Source organism: Spirochaetota bacterium (genome assembly GCA_026414805.1).
GTDB lineage: Bacteria > Spirochaetota > UBA4802 > UBA4802 > UB4802 > UBA4802.
Window position 1 is genome coordinate 1 of sequence record JAOAIH010000035.1, and the last position, 22,215, is coordinate 22,215.

Annotated in this window: 23 protein-coding genes; 14 read left to right on the forward strand and 9 right to left on the reverse strand. The window is 38.2% G+C overall.

The window, feature by feature from the left end:
- Nucleotides 1-468, reverse strand: a 468-nt coding sequence (locus tag N3F66_08475) for a transposase (GenBank protein ID MCX8124184.1), incomplete at its 3' end; no start/stop codon positions are given.
- A 428-nt stretch (nucleotides 469-896) separates the two neighbouring features.
- Between N3F66_08475 and N3F66_08480 the strand changes: the two genes are divergently transcribed.
- Genes N3F66_08480 through N3F66_08490 form a run of 3 tightly spaced genes read left to right on the forward strand, consistent with a single transcriptional unit; the run spans nucleotide 897 to nucleotide 2,240 of the window.
- A complete protein-coding gene (locus N3F66_08480; GenBank protein MCX8124185.1) occupies nucleotides 897-1,388 on the forward strand; it encodes a periplasmic heavy metal sensor in 492 nt (163 codons plus the stop codon).
- A 19-nt stretch (nucleotides 1,389-1,407) separates the two neighbouring features.
- Nucleotides 1,408-1,899 carry an RNA polymerase sigma factor gene (locus N3F66_08485; protein MCX8124186.1) on the forward strand — a complete coding sequence of 164 codons (492 nt, stop codon included), beginning with the start codon at nucleotides 1,408-1,410 and terminating at the stop codon, nucleotides 1,897-1,899.
- Nucleotides 1,896-2,240, forward strand: coding sequence for a hypothetical protein (locus N3F66_08490; protein MCX8124187.1), 345 nt, complete (start codon nucleotides 1,896-1,898; stop codon nucleotides 2,238-2,240). The genes N3F66_08485 and N3F66_08490 overlap by 4 nt, the downstream gene beginning before the upstream one ends.
- Nucleotide 2,241: 1 nt before the next feature.
- Here the strand turns inward: N3F66_08490 and N3F66_08495 are convergent, their stop codons facing one another.
- Both N3F66_08495 and nhaA read right to left on the reverse strand, forming a co-directional pair.
- Nucleotides 2,242-2,943 (reverse strand): hypothetical protein, encoded by a 702-nt coding sequence (locus N3F66_08495; GenBank protein ID MCX8124188.1) that lies wholly within the window; start codon nucleotides 2,941-2,943, stop codon nucleotides 2,242-2,244.
- 35 nt (nucleotides 2,944-2,978) lie between these two features.
- Complete coding sequence (gene nhaA / locus N3F66_08500) at nucleotides 2,979-4,097, reverse strand: Na+/H+ antiporter NhaA (protein ID MCX8124189.1); 1,119 nt, start codon at nucleotides 4,095-4,097, stop codon at nucleotides 2,979-2,981.
- Between the two features lie 951 nt (nucleotides 4,098-5,048).
- Between nhaA and N3F66_08505 the strand changes: the two genes are divergently transcribed.
- The 7 genes from N3F66_08505 (at nucleotide 5,049) to folE2 (ending at nucleotide 11,276) form a co-directional block, all read left to right on the forward strand.
- Nucleotides 5,049-6,635 (forward strand): 2-isopropylmalate synthase, encoded by a 1,587-nt coding sequence (locus tag N3F66_08505; protein ID MCX8124190.1) that lies wholly within the window; start codon nucleotides 5,049-5,051, stop codon nucleotides 6,633-6,635.
- Nucleotides 6,636-6,644: 9 nt separating this feature from the next.
- Nucleotides 6,645-8,294, forward strand: a complete 1,650-nt coding sequence (locus N3F66_08510) for a YgiQ family radical SAM protein (GenBank protein ID MCX8124191.1) — start codon at nucleotides 6,645-6,647, stop codon at nucleotides 8,292-8,294.
- 57 nt (nucleotides 8,295-8,351) lie between these two features.
- Nucleotides 8,352-8,672, forward strand: coding sequence for a nucleotidyltransferase domain-containing protein (locus N3F66_08515; protein ID MCX8124192.1), 321 nt, complete (start codon nucleotides 8,352-8,354; stop codon nucleotides 8,670-8,672).
- Nucleotides 8,673-8,676: 4 nt separating this feature from the next.
- Nucleotides 8,677-8,919 (forward strand): HEPN domain-containing protein, encoded by a 243-nt coding sequence (locus N3F66_08520; protein MCX8124193.1) that lies wholly within the window; start codon nucleotides 8,677-8,679, stop codon nucleotides 8,917-8,919.
- A gap of 146 nt (nucleotides 8,920-9,065) precedes the next feature.
- A complete protein-coding gene (locus N3F66_08525; protein ID MCX8124194.1) occupies nucleotides 9,066-9,254 on the forward strand; it encodes a hypothetical protein in 189 nt (62 codons plus the stop codon).
- Between the two features lie 193 nt (nucleotides 9,255-9,447).
- A complete protein-coding gene (gene recA / locus N3F66_08530) occupies nucleotides 9,448-10,476 on the forward strand; it encodes a recombinase RecA (protein ID MCX8124195.1) in 1,029 nt (342 codons plus the stop codon).
- Nucleotides 10,477-10,484: 8 nt separating this feature from the next.
- On the forward strand, nucleotides 10,485-11,276 hold the full coding sequence (gene folE2 / locus N3F66_08535; GenBank protein MCX8124196.1) for a GTP cyclohydrolase FolE2: 792 nt from the start codon (nucleotides 10,485-10,487) through the stop codon (nucleotides 11,274-11,276).
- A 12-nt stretch (nucleotides 11,277-11,288) separates the two neighbouring features.
- On the opposite strand, the gene N3F66_08540 is transcribed toward folE2, so the two are convergent.
- Nucleotides 11,289-12,038 carry a HAMP domain-containing protein gene (locus tag N3F66_08540; GenBank protein ID MCX8124197.1) on the reverse strand — a complete coding sequence of 250 codons (750 nt, stop codon included), beginning with the start codon at nucleotides 12,036-12,038 and terminating at the stop codon, nucleotides 11,289-11,291.
- Between the two features lie 460 nt (nucleotides 12,039-12,498).
- Between N3F66_08540 and N3F66_08545 the strand changes: the two genes are divergently transcribed.
- Nucleotides 12,499-13,548 (forward strand): hypothetical protein, encoded by a 1,050-nt coding sequence (locus tag N3F66_08545; GenBank protein MCX8124198.1) that lies wholly within the window; start codon nucleotides 12,499-12,501, stop codon nucleotides 13,546-13,548.
- A gap of 47 nt (nucleotides 13,549-13,595) precedes the next feature.
- On the opposite strand, the gene N3F66_08550 is transcribed toward N3F66_08545, so the two are convergent.
- Nucleotides 13,596-14,042, reverse strand: a complete 447-nt coding sequence (locus N3F66_08550) for a hypothetical protein (protein ID MCX8124199.1) — start codon at nucleotides 14,040-14,042, stop codon at nucleotides 13,596-13,598.
- Between the two features lie 316 nt (nucleotides 14,043-14,358).
- Here N3F66_08550 and N3F66_08555 point away from each other — a divergent pair, with 316 nt between their 5' ends.
- The 3 genes from N3F66_08555 to N3F66_08565 are packed head-to-tail and all read left to right on the forward strand — an operon-like array spanning nucleotide 14,359 to nucleotide 18,108.
- The gene (locus tag N3F66_08555; GenBank protein ID MCX8124200.1) at nucleotides 14,359-14,961 is read left to right on the forward strand and encodes a TetR/AcrR family transcriptional regulator; all 603 of its coding nucleotides are present in this window, start codon (nucleotides 14,359-14,361) and stop codon (nucleotides 14,959-14,961) included.
- Nucleotides 14,962-14,979: 18 nt separating this feature from the next.
- Entirely contained in the window at nucleotides 14,980-17,064 is a 2,085-nt protein-coding gene (locus N3F66_08560) for a molybdopterin-dependent oxidoreductase (GenBank protein MCX8124201.1), read from the forward strand.
- Nucleotides 17,065-17,079: 15 nt separating this feature from the next.
- A complete protein-coding gene (locus N3F66_08565; GenBank protein ID MCX8124202.1) occupies nucleotides 17,080-18,108 on the forward strand; it encodes an alcohol dehydrogenase catalytic domain-containing protein in 1,029 nt (342 codons plus the stop codon).
- A gap of 6 nt (nucleotides 18,109-18,114) precedes the next feature.
- On the opposite strand, the gene N3F66_08570 is transcribed toward N3F66_08565, so the two are convergent.
- From N3F66_08570 to N3F66_08585, 4 genes are all read right to left on the reverse strand, one after another.
- Nucleotides 18,115-20,088, reverse strand: coding sequence for a neutral/alkaline non-lysosomal ceramidase N-terminal domain-containing protein (locus N3F66_08570; GenBank protein MCX8124203.1), 1,974 nt, complete (start codon nucleotides 20,086-20,088; stop codon nucleotides 18,115-18,117).
- Between the two features lie 149 nt (nucleotides 20,089-20,237).
- A complete protein-coding gene (locus tag N3F66_08575) occupies nucleotides 20,238-21,089 on the reverse strand; it encodes an SDR family NAD(P)-dependent oxidoreductase (protein MCX8124204.1) in 852 nt (283 codons plus the stop codon).
- A 22-nt stretch (nucleotides 21,090-21,111) separates the two neighbouring features.
- Nucleotides 21,112-21,870 carry a 4Fe-4S binding protein gene (locus tag N3F66_08580; protein MCX8124205.1) on the reverse strand — a complete coding sequence of 253 codons (759 nt, stop codon included), beginning with the start codon at nucleotides 21,868-21,870 and terminating at the stop codon, nucleotides 21,112-21,114.
- Nucleotides 21,867-22,215: hypothetical protein (locus N3F66_08585; protein MCX8124206.1), on the reverse strand; the 349-nt coding region annotated here is incomplete at its 5' end. The genes N3F66_08580 and N3F66_08585, both read right to left, overlap by 4 nt.

Here is a 22,215-nt window from a genome sequence, read left to right on the forward strand (position 1 = left end):
TGGGCGATAGTTACTGTCAAAATATGCCTTAGAGCCACCAAAATAACTCTCAAACGGGCTTTTTACTTTACCTGCTTTTACGGGATTGTTGGCAAAATACCATATCAGGTTGAAAAGATACATTCGTGGATTATCCGCAAACTCCACGATGCTATCTTTAAAGCGTTCATTCCATACTGGGCCAGTGCGTTGCATCATCTTGTTAAAGCGTTGTGCAAAACGCGACTTTATGTACTGCATAATGCGTGATATAGAAGCCCCGCCCTCAACTGTTTTAATGAGCAAATGGAAATGATTGTCCATAATCTGGTAATTAATCAGTTCAAAGGGATATTTAGCCTGTGCTAAAACAATACAATACTCAAATACTGCTTTGATAGAGTCAGTTTCCATCATTGGTCGGCATTCAATCATGCGGCTAGTGATGTGATAAGTGATGTTGGGTGCAATAAACCGTGGTTTTCGCATAATAATTCCTCCCAAAGTAAGATTAAAAATAAGTGGTTTTATATATACAACGCTTAAAGAGTGAAAAATTTAAAAAAAAATGAGGATTTTTTTAAGAAAGTACCTTTTGAATGGGGTCAGAGCAACAATTTTTATATTGCATAAAGAACATTACCTTCAATGAAGAATAGCTGATATAATTCAGAATACAGAGTAAAAGTATAAAGGGTTATCGTTGCGGTGTCAGAGCAATAAGGTTTTAATAATTATGGGGATAATTATTTTAATTTGAAAAATAACCAACAGCAGTATTTTTTAACAAATGCAAAGTATAGTGTCAGAGCCAAATTTTTTGGTGACAGAGCACTATAAAGTGGAACCAAATACAATTGATATAGGTCTAATCAGCAAATCAAGAAAAAGTAATTTAAATTTGAAGAGGGGGATATATGAAACGTGTTGGTGTGTTTGTTTTAGCTCTGACCCTGGTTACAACAGTTGCTTTTGCACAGGAACCAAAATGCAAAGCTCAACCGTGTGATATGTCAATGAAAAAAGGGCCAATCTTTGGTGATGTACAGCGATTAAAACAGGAATTGGGTTTATCTGACGCGCAGGTGGATAAGATTGTTGAAATTAATACTCAGTATGAAAAACGCATGCTTGATATAAAAGAAAAACTTGCTCCAAAAATGGTCCAATTGAAAAAGCTTTTGCTTGAAGATGAAGTTGATATTAACGCAGTGCGCGCTAAGCTTAAAGAAATAGGAGATTTACGAATTGAATTGCATTTGCTGAGGATACAGCATGTGATGGATATTGAGAAACAGCTTAACAAGGAACAGCTAAAAAAATTGAGAGCGCATAAAAAGATGGAGATGCAGAAGATGGAAAAAATGCGCCCCCATGGGCCAATGGGATTTGATGAACCCATGATGTAAAGTGCACAGGAATAAAAATATGAACCAACATGAATTTGCACAAATAGTTGGCAAGACCAAGCATGTTGTGCTGCAAGCTGTGCGAAAGCATCTTGCAGCACAGTATTATGAAGCGGTTGATGATGTAGTTCAGGAAACGTACATACGTGCGTACCGTAGCCTCGCTTCTGGCAAGTTCAGGGAAGAATCGTCCCTTGAAACATGGCTCTATCGCATTGCTGCCAATGAGGCAAAACGCATGACTCAAAAATTAATGCGTGAGGAAAAGAAAGTAGACAAGCTTTCACAATTAGCGCAACTAAATGCACATCATGGTGAATACAATGAGCTATCGCTTATGCCCATTATTGAAAAACTTCCTGAAAAGTATAAAGATGTAGTGAAACTCAAAGCTTTGGGCGATGATGAAAATGAAATAGCAGGCAAACTTGGTATTCCAAAAGGTACCGTAAAGTCACGCCTGTCGCGAGGCAAGCTCATTCTTTATAAACTATTGCAGGAGGAATCATGAACGATTATACCAAACATTTAAACAGAGCCATTGAAGAACGATTGCAGAGCTCTGAATGGAATGAGGCGATAGCATCAGCAGTCATTGCAAGAATAAAACGTAGAAACAGAATATTCACCACTGTGGGTGCTATTGCTGCAATAGTTATATTTGTATTTGGATTGATGCTGTGGCAGTTTACAGCCTATGACACTAATAATAGTGCCTATACGCTTGTCCATGCACAAGCTGCTGGTGTTTTTGCAAAGGTGTTTCCAGAAGCCAAGAGCAGTGATTTGACTTACAGTTACATTGATGACCATGTAACGTATGTTATTGATACGGCATTACTTGAGCGATAGCTCATAGAATAATTGGTTCTGGTTTCCATTTGTTGTTTTTCCAATCAAACCACTCAAACGGATGAAATGATATCTTATATTCCATTACCTTGCAGCCGGGGACATAGTACCCTAAATATAGATAGGGCAAGTTTTTTTGTTGTGCAATACTTATTGCTTTAAGAATGCTGAAAATCCCAGGGCTTAGAGGTGCAAAATCTGAGTGATAGATACAATAAATTGAACTTAAGGCTTCAGTAGTTTCATCTATGTAGTCAACTGCAAAGAGTTTTGAATCATGGTAGTATTCCACCTGATAGGTGTCAGAGCATACATCCAGTACATTTGAAATTAAAAACTGCAGTGAAGGGGGTTCTCCAAACCTTACAATAGAGTGATTCTCGTATATGTCATAAATTCTTCTTGTTAATCTGAGTTCATTAATCATGGTGTGAGTGTGTAGATTTTTTCGCAATGTTCGCCGCTGGCTTTTTGAAGGTGTAAACTCAAATGTTTTTATGCGTACAGGGATGCATTGCATACATGATATACATGCAGGCTTAAAAAAAGTATAGCCAAAATGGCGCCACCCTTTTTCTAGAAGAGTGTTGAGCTGTTCCTTCGTCAAAGAATAAATAATAGAATAGCGGTACACCTTTGTATGATTTTGTAAATAGGGGCACTCTTCTGGCTGAGCTAAAAAGGTTTTGCCTTGTATGTTCATATGCAAAATGTAGGGCACAATATAAAAAATGGCAATTACAATTCGGACCTTTGTGGAAGTGCTTTTTTCATAACAAGGTATCCTGCTATCCCCGATAACAATGAACCAGCCAGAATGCCAATGCGTTCGTCAAACAAAAGATTTATACCCGTTTCCTCAAATGCTAATGAGCCTATAAAAAGACTCATCGTGAATCCTATACCGCACATCAGTGAGGTTCCATACACCATAGCCCAATTGGTCTGAGATGGCAAAGCACCTAACTTTAGTTTCTCTGCTATAAAAGAAAAAGTAAATATCCCGATTTGCTTTCCAATAAACAGACCAGTAGCAATCCCAATAGGTACAGCGTGAAAAAGTTGTTCTGCAGTCATCCCGCTGAAACTGATACCGGTATTTGAAAATGCAAAAATTGGTAAGATGACAAATGCAACTACATGGTGAATATCATGTTCAAACTCTTTCAGTGGAGATGTGTTATTGTGTGCTTTCATCGGTATGCATAATGCAAGAAGTACTCCTGCTAATGTTGCGTGGACTCCTGATTTGAGCATTGCTGCCCACATAACAATACCAATGATTACATAAATACTTTTTGCAGTAAATCCTTTCCAGTTTAAAAATAGTAAGACGATGACACATAGAAATGAAATAGCCAGTGCAGTAAATGATAGATTGGCAGTGTAAAAGAAGGCGATGATGATAATTGCACCTAAATCATCAAATATGGCAATGGAGGTTAAAAATATCTTTATGCTGACAGGAACTCGTTTACCCAAAAGTGAAAGAACTCCAAGTGAAAATGCAATGTCAGTTGCTGCAGGAATTGCCCATCCTTTCATTGCAACAGTATCACCGTAATTAAATGCTGTATAAATAAGTGCTGGAACAAGCATGCCACCAACAGCTGCAATTGCAGGCAATGATACTTTTTTTATGTCCGATAGCTCCCCTTCAACAAATTCTCTTTTAAGTTCTAGCCCAATCATGAAGAAGAATATTGCCATGAGTCCATCGTTAATCCAGAGTAAAAGAGGCTTTGCTATAGCAAAATTTCCTATTGAAACTGTGAGTGGTAATTCCAGAAAAAGATTATAAAAGCGTTGCAAGGGTGTGTTTGCAATAATCATTGCAATAATTGTAGCCATAATCATGAGAATTCAGCTTGTGGATTCCATTGTAAAAACTTTTGGATAAATATTTTGCTGTTTTTCATCATGAAGGATGCACTCCATTAACATATATTATTTATCTTGCCTATAAAACTATAAAAAGTAACATACTAATAGTAATTTATGCAAGTAAATAATCCTGATATGCCAACTGTTATTAAAGTACAAAACATACTGTATATAATCGTAGGTTTATTTGGGAATTTAGTTACTTTATTGTTATAAGTATTAAAACTGTTATTTAACAATAGCGATATATGCGGAAAAGTTTGATAGATTGATTGTAAATGTTGAAAAGCCTATATATTTTGTGGACTATACTTTTTTAATGGTTAAGATATATTTTTTGACTTTGTGGCTTCAATGTGCACTACGTCTGGTTTTGGTAATGTTATAACTAGTATGATATATGAAAACATAACATATACTTAACAGAGACGTTGCTGAATTTTTGTACGGCACGCTTTAATCAACATGTGGCAAAAAAGATTTAGAAGATGAAGGATTCATTATCTGTATGTAAGGTAAATAAAAATGTATTCTTTTAGCAATTTATATCCGAAATATGATTATAGATCATTAAAAATTTATTGTGGTGTACTTAAAATATATTGACAATAATGAAGTATGTGATTTATTTGAACTCAAGAATTGTTTATGTGAAAGTATGATTGCTATGATTACACGAAACCTTTTTAATGCAGCTAACCTTCTAGGTCTACTACTATTGTGGAAAACCGCGACAGGGGTTTCGTGACAGGTATTGCCATAATGGATATTAATGACCGCCACGGAAACCCCGTGGCGGTTTTATTTTTAGACTGGAGGTGTTAAGGGATGAATGCCCAACGCTTTCTATCGAAAAAAATTAAAAGAATACAAGATTAGATGTAGAGAAACATTAATTAGATTCTATTTATTAGGAGAAGGACTATGACAATAACAAAATCAAAAGATAATAAAGTCTTTATATTTGACACAACACTTCGTGATGGGGAACAGGCGCCGGGTTTTAGCATGAACATTGAAGAAAAACTTCATTTTGCTGACCAGCTTGTCAAATTGGGTGTGGATATTATAGAAGCTGGTTTTCCCATTTCATCACCAGGGGATTTTGAAGCGGTAAAGCGTATATCCGAGCGAGTGAAAGGAGTCCAGGTGGCAGGTCTTGCACGGGCAAATTTCAAGGATATAGATGTTGCATGGGATGCATTGCGATATGCAGAAAATCCACGGATCCATACCTTTATTTCAAGTTCTGACATCCATATACAGTACCAATTTAGAAAAACCAGAGAAGAAGTGTTGGCGATAGCAGTTGATGCGGTAAAACATGCAGCCAAATATACGTCAAATGTTGAATTTTCGCCAATGGATGCCACACGGAGTGATTGGAATTATGTGGCACAGATGGTTGAAGCGGTGATAAAGGCTGGGGCAAAAACAGTAAATATACCCGATACCGTGGGATATGCAATACCCTCGGAGTTTCATGAGTTTATAAAATTTCTTTTTAATACTGTACCAAATATTGATAAGGCAATAGTTTCGGTGCATTGCCATAATGACTTAGGACTTGCCACAGCTAATGCACTTGCAGCCATTGAGGCTGGTGCGCGTCAGGTAGAATGTACCATTAATGGAATTGGAGAGCGTGCCGGTAACACCGCAATGGAAGAGCTTGTAATGGCATTGCGAACCCGTGGTGAGAAATTTAAGGTGTATACTGACATTAATACAAAGCAGATAATGTCCACATCAAAGCTTTTGACACATATAACCGGTGTAAGCGTACAGCCCAATAAAGCAATAGTAGGTGCTAATGCATTTGCACATGAGTCGGGGATACATCAGGATGGTGTACTTAAGAATGCAATGACCTATGAAATAATGAAGCCAGAGGATGTTGGGATTACTAAATCAACGTTGGTTCTTGGCAAACATTCGGGCCGTCATGCCGTTATCGCGCGCCTTAATAGTTTAGGATACAACCTTTCTGATGAAGAGTTAGAGCGCTTCTTCAAACTCTTCAAGGTGCTTGCCGATAAGAAAAAGCAAATTTTTGATGAGGACCTGGAAGTACTTGTAGGGGAAGCCGTATACAAGATGAAAGGTCGCTACAAAGTTACCAATGTACAGATTTCCACAGGTATGTACTCTCCACCAATGACTCTGGTTACTATCAAAGACCGATATAATGGCGGAGTTGAAACATTTGATGTTGCTCATGGTAATGGCGGTGTTGATGCTGGCATTAACGCAGTCAAGAAAATTACCGGAACAAAAGCTAAGATAGAGTCGTTCAACCTGGTTGCAATCACTGGTGGGTCAGATGCGTTATGTGAAGTTACCGTCACAGTAGTTGACGAAATAGAAGGGCGACAGCTCAAAGTATTTGGCAATGGGGTAAATATTGACATATCCGTGGCAGGTATCCTTTCATTTGTTGATGCTTTGAATAAACTTGAATATATCAAGCAGCGCAACCACATTGGCGAAAAAATTGAAGCTAAGCTGTAAGGTAGTACATTGCATCTTCCCTTGACAAAAGACGAAGCCCTTAAGAGAGGTTGGAAGACTGTAGATATAGTATTGGTGACGGGTGATGCGTATGTGGATCATCCGTCATTTGGTGTTGCTGTTATTGGACGGGTGCTGGAAAAGGCTGGATTTAGGGTGGGCATTATTGCAATGCCTGATTTTACCAATCCATCTTCAATTGAAATTTTTGGCAGGCCCAACCTCTTTTTTGGTGTAACCAGCGGCAATATCGATTCTATGCTTTCTCGATTCACCGCATTTAAAAAAATCCGCAATGATGACCCGTATGTGCCAGGTGGTCGAGGTGGCGTTAAACCTTCCAATGCAGTTATCACGTACTGTAATCTCATAAAGCAACGGTTTAAGGATATACCTATCGTTATTGGTGGCATTGAGGCTTCAATGCGGCGCTTGGTGCATTACGATTTTATTCAGGACAAACTCAGGCGCAGTATCCTAGTGGACAGCCGGGCAGATATTCTTGTATATGGCATGGGAGAATATCAGGTAGTGGAAATCGCACGGCGCCTGGCGCAGGGTCAGAGCCTAGAAGGGATTTTTGGTACAGTAACTATCGCCAAAGAAAAACCTGACAATGTGGCAGAACTCCCACCTGAAGAAGATGTGTTGGAATCACACCAGGCATTGCTAAGAATGTATAAAGAATTCTACCGCAATTTTTCTTCAAGGGCGATAGCTCAAAAAAGTGGCACAAGATATATTATTCATAATCCACCGCCAAAGCTAAAGACAGAACAATTGGATGCATACTACCAGCTGCCGTTTGAACGTACTCCACATCCCCTCTATTTGGAAAAAATTCCAGCCTATGAGATGATCAAATATTCTATCAATGCACACAGAGGATGTGTTGGTGGGTGCTCATTTTGTTCGCTGACGCTGCATCAGGGTAAACAGGTGGTATCGCGCTCTGCAGATTCAATTACGCGGGAGATAGTTACTGTGTCAAAGCGCAAGGTACATATCAGTGATATTGGTGGGCCGTCAGCAAATATGTATGGATTTTCGTGTGCAATTGGTTGGTGTAATCGTGAAAGCTGTGTGTTCCCATCTATCTGTAAACATTTACAGTTGGGGAATAGCAGATGGCTTTCGCTTATGGACAATGCTCTTGCTCTTCCTAATGTAAAGAAGGTGTCAGTTGGTTCTGGTATACGCTATGATCTGTTTATGCAGTCAAAAGATGCGTATAAGGAGCTATCGCACCTTATTAAATATTTTGTAAGTGGGCAGCTTAAGATTGCTCCAGAACATACCGATGCAACGGTACTCAGAGCAATGCGCAAAGTGCCTGGATATTCGCTGGAAGATTTTGTAAAAATATTTAAAGATGAGTGTATACGCCAGAGCAGGGAATACTACATTGTGCCGTATTTGATGAGTTGCCATCCCGGCAGTACCAATGATTCTATATACAAGGTTCGCAATGATATTGGTAGATTATTTGGCTACGTGCCGTATCAGTGTCAGGCATTTATACCGCTACCTATGACACTTTCATCAATTCAATATTACACAGGCTCTGACCCCCTGACGGGGGAAAAGTTTTTTGTTGAAAGAAATGCAGTAAAACGCAGAAAACAGCATGGGATTTTAATAAAAAACATAAAGAATTGACTTTTTTATATGTGATAATATCTTAATTGTCAGAGGATCTATGTATTGGAGAATTTTATGAATAATAAGGAATTGTTGGAAAAGATAAACCGGATGATTAAACAAAACTTTGATGATCTGATTGAAAAGGCTATACTGTTTGGCTCACGAGTTGATGGTACAGCAACGGAGTATTCTGATTATGATATACTAATTGTAACAAAGAAAAAAATTGATTGGAAGGTTGAAGAGCAAATAAGATCAATCCTTTATACGCTTAACATAGACTATGATATCATTCTTTCAGTACAATTTATTTCTATAGCTGATTTACATACCATCAAAGGTAAACAGCCCTTTATATTACAAGCATTTGAAACTGGTGTAGAGATACGATAATACAATGCCTTTAACACCTCAAGAAAGGAATACTATTGTTAAATACAGATTGAAACGCTCTGAAGAAACATGGAAAGAAGCAAAATTCCTGTTTGAAAATAATATGTTGGCAGCCAGCGTAAATCGTATTTACTATAGCATGTTTTATGCTGTAAATGCACTGGCAATTGAAAATGGTTTTCAAACAGGAAAACATACACGCCTAATTGGGTGGTTTAATAAAAAACATAAAGAATTGACTTTTTAAATACTTACATAGTTAAAGTATCAGTGTTAGTGAGATAAAGTTAAAAATTTGATACGACAATAAAGAATGTAACGGTTTAAAAGATTATATTGTGTGTTTAGTAAAAATGATTCATTAAATGGTATGTTTAGGAGGTAAAAAGTAGTATGGCTCGAATAATAGTTTTATTATGCTCAGTGTTTGTTGCTGTTTCAATTGTAGTTTTTTCAATTGATAATGGGTATTCAGGATGTGTAGTTGGGCAGAAATCATGTGAAGACGATGGGTATTATTGGGTATGTGAAACGTGTGGTTCTGAAACATGCTGGATTTTTACCGGAGAAAAATGTAAGTAATTATATCCTATTAGTTGGGAACGTAATCATTATAGCAGTTGACATTTTATTGCTGCTTACTATAATATGACATAATCAGACTTTTTCACAGTAACTATCGCCAATAAAAATGGTAATTTTTTTATAATTCTTTTTATTTTTTTCCGGTCACTGCGTTATATATTGGTATAAACCACACAATGAGGTAACAATCATGAGCGAACAGAAAGAACTCAATCAAAAAGCACAGGCGCTGGAATCAGCTATTTTACAGATAGAAAAGCAGTTTGGCAAAGGCTCCATTATGAGGCTTGGCGATGAGCACGCAAAGATGAAGGTGCCTGCCATCTCCACAGGCTCGCTTGAGCTTGACATTGCTCTTGGTATTGGTGGCATTCCCCGTGGACGTATCACCGAGATTTATGGGCCCGAGTCATCAGGCAAGACCACGCTGACATTGCATGTCATTGCCGAGGCACAGAAGGCCGGAGGGATTGCAGCTTTTGTTGATGCAGAGCATGCACTTGACCCTGTCTATGCAAAAAAATTAGGTGTCAACACCGATGAGCTACTGGTATCGCAGCCTGATACAGGCGAAGAAGCTTTAGAAATTACTGAATCGCTGGTGCGCTCAGGAGCGATAGATGTTGTGGTAATAGACTCGGTTGCTGCACTGGTGCCTCGCGCCGAGATAGAAGGCGAAATGGGCGATGCGCACATGGGGTTACAGGCACGACTTATGAGCCAGGCTTTGCGAAAACTTACCGGAGTTATCTCTAAATCAAAAACAAGCGTGATATTTATTAATCAGATACGCCACAAGATTGGCGTGATGTTTGGTTCGCCAGAGACAACTACTGGCGGCAATGCGCTGAAGTTTTATGCTTCAGTGCGTCTTGATATACGCAAGGTTGATACCATAAAGGTGGGTGAGGACGCTGTTGGTAACCGTGTACGCGTGAAGGTGGTAAAAAATAAAGTTGCGCCGCCATTTAGGCAGGCTGAGTTTGACATTATGTATGAAGGAGGTATTTCGCGCACTGCTGGCATTCTTGATTTAGGTGTTAAGTTTAATATTGTGCAAAAAGCTGGCACATGGTACTCTTACAAAGATGAGCGTATAGGCCAGGGGCGCGAAAATGCAAAGAGCTTTTTAGACCAGCATCCTGAAATTGCAAAAGAGATAGAAGAAAAGATTAAACAGCAGGCAGGCCTTTTTGAAAAGGAAGAGGCTAAAGCATAGTAATTACAATGCCGCGAAGAAGCTTAAAAGATATACAGTCACAGCCGGATGACAGAAATTTGCCAATTAACAAGGTGGGTGTCAAAGACATCACCTATCCGGTTGTAGTGCTGGACCGCGCTGACGGTGTGCAACATACCGTTGCACGCATCAACATGTATGTGGATTTACCGGAGCATTTTCGTGGAACACACATGTCACGATTTGTGGAAGTGCTCAACCGGTATCAGAGTGGCATAAGCACAAAGAATGTTCGTAATATTCTAGAAGATTTAAAAAAAGAGCTCAATGCAAAAACCTCACATGTAAATATTGAGTTTCCCTATTTCATTACTAAAGTGGCTCCAGTTAGCGGTGAAAAATCAAGGATGGATTATCTGTGTACATTACAGGGTGACTCCTCGGTTGATTATTATACACTGCAGGTAAAAGTACCACTTTTATCGGTGTGCCCTTGCTCCAAAGAAATAAGCCAGTATGGTGCACACAATCAGCGCAGTGTAGTAAGTGTGTCGGTTCGTGCAAAGGAAATACTGTGGATTGAAGAGCTCATTGAATTAGTAGAGGAGTGTGGTTCTAGCCAGATTTATGCGCTCCTTAAACGTGAGGATGAAAAATATATAACGGAACGATCGTATGAAAATCCAGTGTTTGTTGAAGATATTGTACGTAACGTAGCACTTAAGCTTTTGGCTCATCCAAAAGTGTTATGGTTTTTGGTAGAAACCGAAAGCATGGAATCAATTCACAATCATTCAGCCTATGCACAAATAGAGATTGATAAATCAAAAAAGAAATAGATTTATTTTGAATCAGTACTGTGGGATATCTAAATCAGTATCGTAGAGCTTTCGCGGCAAGATCAAAAACAGCATGAGCATAGTGATACTTAATATAACAAGTATAGTCATCCCTACAATAATAATCATCTGATTTTTAAGCTCATTAATTCGTTTCAGTGATACACCTACTCTGAAGGCACCAAAATGCTCACCCTTAACAAAGACTGGGGCTGCTATGTCCCACATAACTTCGCCAGTATCACGATTATACAATTGTTTTAATGTACCGGGCCCAACAAAGCGTGCAGCCTTTAATCCAACCATATCGTTAAATATACGCTTTGAACGGCTGAATTTAAGATTATATACAGGATCATCAGTTTCAGGTTTTGCATATTTACTGTTATGTGTGGGAAGATAGCCGTTCACATCGACCAGTGCTGCAAACTCCAGATCCTCATCTTTTAGGAATTCATCTTCAATTTTTTGTAAATACCGGTCAAAGATAGCATCATACTGAGTTCTAAATTTCTGTGGGTTGGTATTGGGAATAGGTATATATGTACGGTCAAATACCTGCTGTTTAGTAAGCACACGTGTATCAATCATCATTTCTATTATTTCGCTCATGACACGGGCGCCCACAAGTGCCTCTATACGGCACTTTTCAAAAAGCTGTTTTTCAAAGTTTGCAAATGTGCTTGATATAATAAAATATGCGCCAACACATAGCAAAAGACAAAGACTCAGTATTATCAATATTTTATTTTTCAGTGTCATGCATTTGCCTCAGAATTATCAAATATATAACATATCAGGCGTAAAGTATAAATGTATATTTGTATGATTGTCAATGATTTTATATTGCTATTTTGGTGTACATGTATTTTTAAAGCAAAGTTTTAAAATAATGGCGAGAGTAACTGTGGAAAAACTTATTGCTGCGATTACAAGCTTCCCAGCGGATAGTAAACAGTGGCATTCTAAATCCAAGTTTATATTGACATACTGCTAGAATCTTAAAAATAACTAAAATACTTCTTTGTGGGCTGCAAAAATACAAAGGTCAAATATCTCTTTTAAGCAATGAACAATTATGAAGGCAATGATAGAATTTTCAACAAATACAATTTTTTATTATAGATAGCAGCAATTGGCGATGTCATACCCATAAAATAAAAAAGCTTAATAATGTTTGACATCTTTTTCTTTTTTGTGAGTATATACAGTAGAGGGTACTATGAAGAAGATTATTGTCATTATCTATGTATGTTTGTGCACATCAGCATTTGCAAGGACAACTGTTACAGTGACTCCTTCTGGTGGAGTGACAGTGCCACCAGATTCAACTGATTCAATTGAAGAGCAATTACAGGATGTTACCGATAAAAATGGTAAGTTTATTGCCAATTCATTTGCTCTGGCAAATATGCTTGGTTACCCCATAGGAAAATCTTCTATTGGCCATTTTCCTCATATAGAAGCAGGCATAGCTTTAGGTGTGGCATTGACCAATGCTAAATACTTTGACGATAAGGCTGAAGATGGTACCTTCCCTGGTGTTATGGCTAATCCAGTGGTACATGCGGGAATGGGTCTTGCTGGCAATTTTGATATAATTGGCAAGTTATTTTATTTTAGAAAAAGCGTATATGACCCTGAAATAGACACTGATACTGCAACGTTGCAGGATTTTAACTTTATATCATTTGGTGCAAAACTTCGCTATAATTATTTAAAAGAAGCGACCATCTTGCCATTTCTGCTTAAATTTGGTGGACTCACCTTCAGTATTGGTGGGGATATCATGATGGGTAATGTTGATGTCACCGGTAAATACGATGCTGAATATGAAAATATAACTGCCACTATAGGTGGAACAGATTATCCATTAACAGCAATCCTTGAAAGCAGCTATGGTGCAACAGTTAGCTGGACAGTGTTCACGCTCAGCGCGCAGGCAATTGCCTATATTGATGTCATGTATTTGTTCAGCTTTTATACCGGATTTGGTTTGGCTACTAATCTTGGTTTTTTCAGCACTGATTTTAACGGTAATGGCCAGCTCACTTCTGATGATCCTGCTTTTATAGCTGTTAAAGCCGATGGAGTAATTGGAACCATGGAGTTTGAATCCGTCAACAGCTATATGCCCAACTACCTTATTCCCACCTTCATTTTTGGTGTTGAAATTAATCTTTTTGTCATAAAGCTTACCGCTGATACCATGGTAAATTTATACAACCGCAGTGATGTAACGCTGCAGGCAGGTGTGCGGATGCAGTTATAAATTGTCATCTTATTGCAATTATTATAACATAACACACGGGATGAAATTCATTGATTGTACATTATTTGTGGTGGTGGTCCCCAGTAAAATTGACAACATGGTATTCCATCTTCTAGATAAAATGAAAATGTGTAACCGCTATAACGATAGTTATCGGTATTTTCACTACTATCCAATGCCACAAGAAAATCAAAAAGATAATTTTCAACACAATATGAAATAACTTTTGCCAATGACATCTTGAAAATTTTGCGTACATCCATCAAAAACTCATACTCATGATCATACAAATAAAGATGAACTCGTTTCCAGTCATTATACCGTTGCCTGTACTTTAAACGCATATAGCTTTTTGCCGGAATTTTTTTATACGAAACAACATAATTTATTAAGCTTACCAAGAACGCATGTAACGAAAGCTTATGCTGAGCAGCATATTGTTTCAAAAGATCTAAATGATTTAAGGTAATGCAGGTGGTTGTTTCTATATTCATGTTCACCCTCCAAAGTATTGTGATAATGTAGTATACATGGTATGGTAAAATTTTCAACCACAATTTATTGGCAACTAGTATTGTAAGACTAAACAAGAGAAGCTTAACGTTGAGTAGGAGATAGTTTATGGAACCTAACAATATTGTTGATAAAAGCGATAAGGCGCACAAATAAAAGTATTATCTCTAATGAATATATCAAGCAAGTAAATGTGATATAACAAATATTTTTTTGAAAAAAAGGATAAAATAGTTGTTGACAGATGTAGATTATTTACTGAATATTCAGTAAATAAATATTTTAAACAGCACTACAATGAAAAAAATACCAAAAAGACAAAATGCAGCGTTGCGTAAACCCCAGATAGTGGAGGCGTTTTATAAAACAATTATAGCTGAAGGATTTGAAGGCGCTTCACTTGCAAAAGTGGCAAAGCGTTGCAGGCTCAATCAAACTCTGATACTGCATTATTTTAAAAACAAGGAAAACCTGACCATAGCCTGTGTTGACAGAGCTATCGAAGAGTATTCAAAATTATTACAACGGTATATCCCCAATACAGATGATCCTGAAAAACGGCTTATGGGTTTACTACATGCCTTGTGGAGCCGTGAGTACTATGAAGCAGTACATATTGCGTCTTCGTTTGCAGTAATAGATATAAGTTTTAGAAATAAAAAGGTAAAGCAAAGAATAGAACGGTTGTATTATATATTCAAGCGCTTTCTTGTCCATGAACTATCGGAACTGCAAAAACATAAGGTTATACATTCCGATGATGTACAAAAAACCGCAGAAGTGCTTATGGCCATGGTTGAAGGCTCACGGCATTTTAGCCATTTTTTTATTACTGAAAATGAGAGGGACAGATTCCACCTTTCAATGGTGAATGCTGCTTTGCGTATTCTGAAAAAATAATTTAAGGAGGGAATGCCAATGCCCGCTACATCAATAAAAACAATTTGTTTTGAGTGTCATTGTAGGTGTGGTGTTATACTAACAGTTACTGATGGTAAAATTGTAGGAATACAGGGCGATAGGGAGCACCCTTTTAGCCATGGATATATGTGCCCTAAAGGGCGAGCATGCATGGAGATAGTGTACCATCCTGATAGAATAACAACCCCACTTGTAAAAGTTGGAGGGAAGGAGGGCACGCGTTTTGAAAAAGTTTCCTGGGATACAGCATATGATATTATTTCAGACAAATTACTCAGTTGTCGTGAAAAATGGGGTGCTGAATCGGTAGTATTTGGCTCAGGAACTACACGGGGTATGGCACCATATCTTAATAGATTTCTTGCTTGTTTTGGATCGCCTAACTTTATGGCACCATCAAATATGAGCGGAGGACCCATAGTTTTGGGCAGTACTGTTACTGCTGGCTTTTCACTGGTTGATCCTGATTATGCACAGAGTAAATGCATTCTCCTGTGGGCTCACAATCCAGAAGCATCCTGGCCTGGATTGTATATGTACGATATCAATCAGGGATTAAAAAATGGAGCAAAGCTTATTGTGGTGGATCCACGTAAAACCAATTTTGCAAAAAAAGCTGATCTGTGGTTGCAGATCAGGCCGGGTACGGATGTTGCACTGTTGCTTGCAATGTTGCATGTTATTATTAAAGATAAATTGTATGATAGGGAATTTGTTGAAAAATGGACTAATGGGTTTGACAAACTTGAAGAACATGTAGAAGAATTTACCCCCAAACGATGTGAAACGATTACATGGATACCTGCCGACAAAATTATTGCAGCTGCAACTATGTTTGCAACAACAAAACCTTCCTGTATTGGGCCTGGTATGGGAGGGGTATGTCAGGCAAACGATGCATTTGATTTAACACGAGGCCTGACCATACTGAGCGCAATTACTGGCAATCTTGAAGTGCCTGGGGGCAATCTCAATTGTACTCCTCCAACCGGCAAAAGGAGTTGCTATGGCCCTGATTTTGATGCAGCGCGCAATCTTCCTAAAGATATCGCCAAAAAGAAATTGGGCGTTGACAAGTATCCGTTACTTATGAATATACCATGTCCTCCTCAGGTTGTATGGCCTGCAATTATTGAAGGGAAACCATATCCTGTAAAAGCTATTGGCCTTTTTGCAAATAACAGTGTATGTGCATACCCTAACTCTGCATTTGTGCGGGAAGCGCTGATGAAGCTTGATTTTTTATTTGCCGTTGATTATTTTCATACACCTACTACACAGCTTGCTGATGTCATCCTACCACCAGCTCACTGGAGTGAACGTGATGATATTGAAGATCTGTTAATGAAAAACCATGTATTCTGTCAACAGAAAGCAGTTAATCCAATTCCTGAATGCCGTGATGAAAAACAGATGCTTGTTGACCTTGCAAAAAGGATGAATCTGTCAGGTTATTTTAAGTCAGTTGAAGAAATGCTAGATTACAGACTTGAGCCAATTGGTATGACTTTTGAAGAATTTAAAAAAATTGGTATGTATGCTACCCCAATAGAATATAAACGCTATGAGAAAAAAGGAACGTTTAAAACACCATCAGGCAAAGTTGAAATATTTGCTACTTTTCTTCCAATGATAAATGTTTCTCCGCTCCCTGTCTTCCGTGAGCCTGATGAGGGGCCTATTGCTTCACCAGATTTGTATAAGGAATATCCATTAATCCTTACCACAGGTGGAAGAATTCTTGAATACTACCATTCCTCACACAGGAACATTCCTTCGTTACGTAAAAAACACCCTGACCCTGAACTTCAAATCCATCCAGATACAGCAAAAAAACTAGATGTGTGTGATGGTGAATGGGTCTATCTTGTAACAAAAAGAGGCAGAATTGAAATCAGAGCAAAATATTTTGATGGGATTGATCCACGTGTTGTACATTCACCACATGGATTTTGGTATGGGGTTGAAGATGGATGGAAGCGGATAAACATAAATATGATAACAAGTGATGCGCCATTATGTCCTGCCAGCGCTTCAGTACCTATAAAAGCATTACTATGTAGAATTGAAAAAATAGCTTAACACAGGAGTGGAATGATGCGTGCAGTAATGCTCACAGGCCCTAAAAAAATGGAATGCGTTACTTATGAAATGCCCCGGGATGATGGCAATCACGTGATTATTCGGGTAAGTGCTTGTGGCATTTGTGGATCTGATATGCATTACTGGGAAAGTGGAATCGGAATGCACGGTTCAAGCAATATTATACTGGGGCATGAATTCTGTGGGAGGGTATATTCACCTGGTAACCGCAGTGATTTGCAGGTTGGTGATAGGGTAGCTGCTTTGCCTATTGATCCGTGCGGTCAATGTTATTCATGCCGTATTGGTGCGCATAACATCTGCTCAATGGCACATAAACGGAATATCATTGGGAATAATGTTCATGGTGCGTATGCAGAATATGTTTGTGTCCGGCCTGATATGGTGCGTAAGTTGCCGGAAGCAATAGATGACAAAGAAGGAGCCTTAATTGAGCCTGCAGCAGTGGCTTTGCATGCCATACATCAGGCTCACATACAAAAAGAAGATAGGGTATTGGTGATAGGTGGAGGACCAATTGGGCTTTTATGTGCATTATGGGCAAAGGCTTACGGAGCTGTATGTGTTGTAGTAGTGGAGATAGATCAATTCAGGAAATCCTTTGCCGAGGGATTCCCTGCAATTGATGCGGTTATTGATGCAAATGACCCTGATATGCGAAAGAAATTAAAATTAATTTCAGATGGAGGATTTACCGTTGCCATGGAAACATCAGCAACAGATGCAGGTATACACACTGCTACTATGGCGCTAACACCTAAAGGAAGGCTGGTCCTTGCAGGTATTAATTTCCAAAATCAATCGGTTCCTACGCTATTGTTGATTGCAAAAGAGATAATTCAGATTGGATCCATGGGGTATACTGTATCGGAATTTGATTCGGTTATTGAAGCTTGTGAAAATAAGGTACTGGCGATAGCTCCTTTAGTTACCCATACTGTAATGCTTGACCAGCTGCCGTACACTATGACAAAACTTTACAATAAATCTATTGATGCGATAAAGATTGTAGTTACACCGTGAAAGTATTCACCACGAAAATGGTTCGGAAACTAGTGTATTAATATTTTCTCTTGGTTGTATTACAAATCTGAAACGATAACGTGCATTCAATGGAGGATTATACCACCGGGTTTCGTATATTGCCATGCCTTCTTTTGTTATACTTCCAGTAAATATAACTGCTATATCATAACCGGTATCATCTACTGGGATACCATTCTGAGTAAATATCATAAATTTATTATCCATCTCAGAGCTATATTCAATTGTAACAAGAGGTTTATGGAATTCCAATCTATCAGGTGGAATGTCTTCCCATCTGAATAATACATACGATTCGTCAACACCAGGATTGACTATATATTGTGGTTGTGTTACTGCTTTACGCTTGCACACGGCAGGCATAGGATATTTTTTCATAAAAGAATTACTCTTTAAAGAATAATTTTTTATCCAGTTACTATCGCCAATGTAAGTATTCATAGATTTTGTTAACTCTGCATACTGTAATGCCAGGTACGGCTGTGTGTTGGGACCATACAGTGTATGGCCGCCTTCATAATGCTGCATGGAATATTCTTCTGGTGTTGTGCAGTAGCCAGTATATCCATTTGCACAGCTTATAACTATAGGGGTGAGTGCCTGATGCGATTGTGCTGCAGCTTTAGCAATGCGATTTCCCGATTCAAAAGTTACTTCAAATGGTACTGGAAGTAAAAGTATATTGTTAATCCTTATTGCTTGAAACGTTAGGTTATGCGGAAAATCATTTTTTGGGAGGATTAATGGTTGCAATGGTCCACCTGTAATAATTTTTTGCTTTTGGCAACCTATAGGCATACAGCTTTTTGAGCCTTCTTTAAAAAAAGGCATACTACTTACCACAGGTGTTGGTCCTCCATCACTTGCACCCGCAAGTAATGTATTACCAACCTTTGGAGTGCACAATGATACTGCATATAGTGTTGGTTCTTTATATGCATCAATTTCCCGCAGAATACTTTTGATGTTTACATGTAGTGTAAAGTGGCTTTGTAATTCGTTATATAGTATGATTGATTGTTGGCCAAGAAGAATTCCCAATCGTTTTGCTTCTTCAAATCCCTGTCTGCCTTTTGGTATGTTTGGTGCACAATCAGCATGTGTACCATTACACACAGCATGTACAAATCCACTGATTCCCTGTCGCTGTATTTCCCATTCTAGTTCACGCTCAATGTAGGCAAATACATCACCACTGTATAAGGTGTTGGTGTTGGGTATTGTAGTGCCGTGAATAGAGTACACAGTAAATGCAGCCAAAGGTTTTTGCTTTCCTTCATCAATACTATCCACCCTTAGCATGTGCATTATAGGGTTTACTGCTTTCAAAGGATTGTTTGTAGGAGCGTTAGAATTGGCTGTGAATGCATTGAGGCTTCGGTTACGTGTGAATCCATAAAGTGCCTTGGCACCATAGGCAATCTTTGCTGGCTTACGGGATGAATATGCTTTCATGATTGCAGTTGCAATCTGATTGCATAAAAAATTAAAATATTCGTGATCAAATCCTGCTGCATTGGAAGCAAATCGGTTGTAAAAATTGCTTTCAAAATAATTCCCAGGACCAGAATGTGTATGAGTTCCAGCCATCATAATGCCTTCATATGAAAGGTCGGTGGTTTTACTTACAAGCTGGGCAATTTTTTTCTGAACAAGGCTTGATCCTGAGAGTAAATCGCACTGTATCAGCGCAATTGCATTGTTACCCGATTTCAGATAGATTACCCGAGCATATAACCTTGTACGAAATCCTTGAGCAAAGTGTGCATTAGAAGAATATCCTGCAAGTGGCATTCCGGGTGGAGGTGTGATGTCAACCTTAGAAGCACCTGCAAGCAACACAAGCGAATCTGATGGAATAGGGTGCTCATAGGAGATATGTACTTCTTGTAATGAACTGCATTGCAAAAGGAATATGCATGCTAAAAGGTATAACATTCTAATGATATATTGACGCATGGTGGTCACCATAGATCTATAAAATGAGTGTTCGCTCACTTTGCCATGAAGGATTCATTTGGTCAAATATTTTTTAATTTTTCTTACCAAATCAGCATACGTTTTAGCTTAAAATACTCTGTCTATCTGGTAGTTAACCTTATGTGTAATTATACCTCTTTTGGATTAACACCTAAATATTTATAAATGATACCATGTTTATACACGTATGAAAGAAGTGATGAATAAAAATAGGGAAAATGACGTTTCAACCACCACACCACTTTAGCATCCGGTTGCGTAATAATATAAAGTTTTTGCCTTACAATTGATGTATAAATGTGCTCTGCAACATCGTCTGCAGTTGCAAAAGTCTTTTCAAAAAATTTTTGAGCCAGTAGTTTATGACGTTTGTCTGTATAGGTAAAACTATCCATAAGATTGGTCTTGAAAAAACTTGGGCAGGCAACTGAAACGTGTATATTGAAGGGCGATAGCTCCTGATATAATGTCTCAGACAGTGAGATAACTGCAGCCTTGGTCATGTTGTAACACGCCATCTCTGGCATTGATGCAAAGCCGGTAAATGAAGCGACGTTGACAATATGTCCATATCCCTGTGATTTGAATATTGGTATAAATGTCCTGCACATAAGAATTGAGCTTTTCGTGTTAATTGTGTATATCCAGTCCCAGGTTGCGAGTGTAATTTTTTCAAAATATCCTGCTGCAGCAACACCCGCATTATTAATAAGAATGTCAATGCCATTATATTTCTTTATTACTGCATCAAATAGTTTTTTTATATCTTTTTCTTTTGTGACATCACATAAACATGGGATGGCATTGCCACCATTTTGGTTGACAAGCATTGTAGTTTCTTTTGTTCTTTTGCTAATTTTATCAGCAATAATAATATTCCATCCCCTCTTTGCAAAAATAATTGCCAGTGATTTGCCAAGACCACTCCCGGCTCCTGTGATCAGGACACGCTTGTCAGGATATTTATTTTCTAACTGCATACACACCTCCAGATAGTTTTATTTATTTTAGTACTAGCTTTCTTATTTTTGACGGGCATGTTGAAACACACAGTCCGCATCCCATACATTGTGTTGAGTTAGTAGCAGGACCATCATCATTTAGTGATATAGCATCAAACTGGCACCGTGATATGCATGTACCGCAATGCGAGCACAATGTTCTATCTGTTATTAGTACTGAATATCCCGAATCACGGATAATCGGGATGCCATATTTTTTGTACAAATACAAAGGAATACATGATGAGCTTTTGCAATTACATAGCACATATCCTTTTTTGCCAGTAGGGCGTGACACTGTCATTATTTGATGTACAAGCCCTTGCTCTTCACATTCTTTAAGTTTATCTAAAACACGTTGTGGGACTTCAAAGTTTTCATGGTAACCATCTTTTGATAAATGCTCAAGGCTTTCTACAAAATAAAAACCCATGCAGGTATCCCGGGGAATGAGATTATCCGGCATAAAGTATGATTTACACGAACATGGCGATACAGAGGTAATGCGTGCTCGTTTCACTAATGTGAGAATATCACTATACGGCATTATCACAGCTGAGTTTTTTGAAGGTATGATGATACCGGTGAAGTAATTACAAAACCAGTCAAATAGCTTCTTTAAAAATTTTCCACATGCAGGATGGAGAATTGCCCTGCCCCAGGCAAGAAAAAATTCAAGACAGCGAAATTCAAGGTATTGGCCAAAATAACCACCCAGCAGTGAATCAAAGTAAAACAATGCCATTTTGAAATACTTCATACCAGCCCACGCTTTTTTAATTCTTTTATGTATAATGTATACCAGTATTTATGTGAATTTTGAACCCATAGAGGGCTTATATTTTTAAATTCTGGGTGTTTATCTAGAAAATGTTCAATGAAGGGGTCAGAGCAATTAATGAATAGCTCAAAATCATGAATTATTGATGTAAGTATTTCATCTGAAAGTTTGTGAGGTTTAATGTGTGTATGGAACCGATAACGCTGGCGCAATTCCCAAAGTAGAGCAATTATTGTAAAAAAAACACATATAAAGAAGAAAACAGCAGTATGCAGGGCAGACACCCTGTATTCAAGTTTGGGTTTAGACATGGTTGTTGTAATT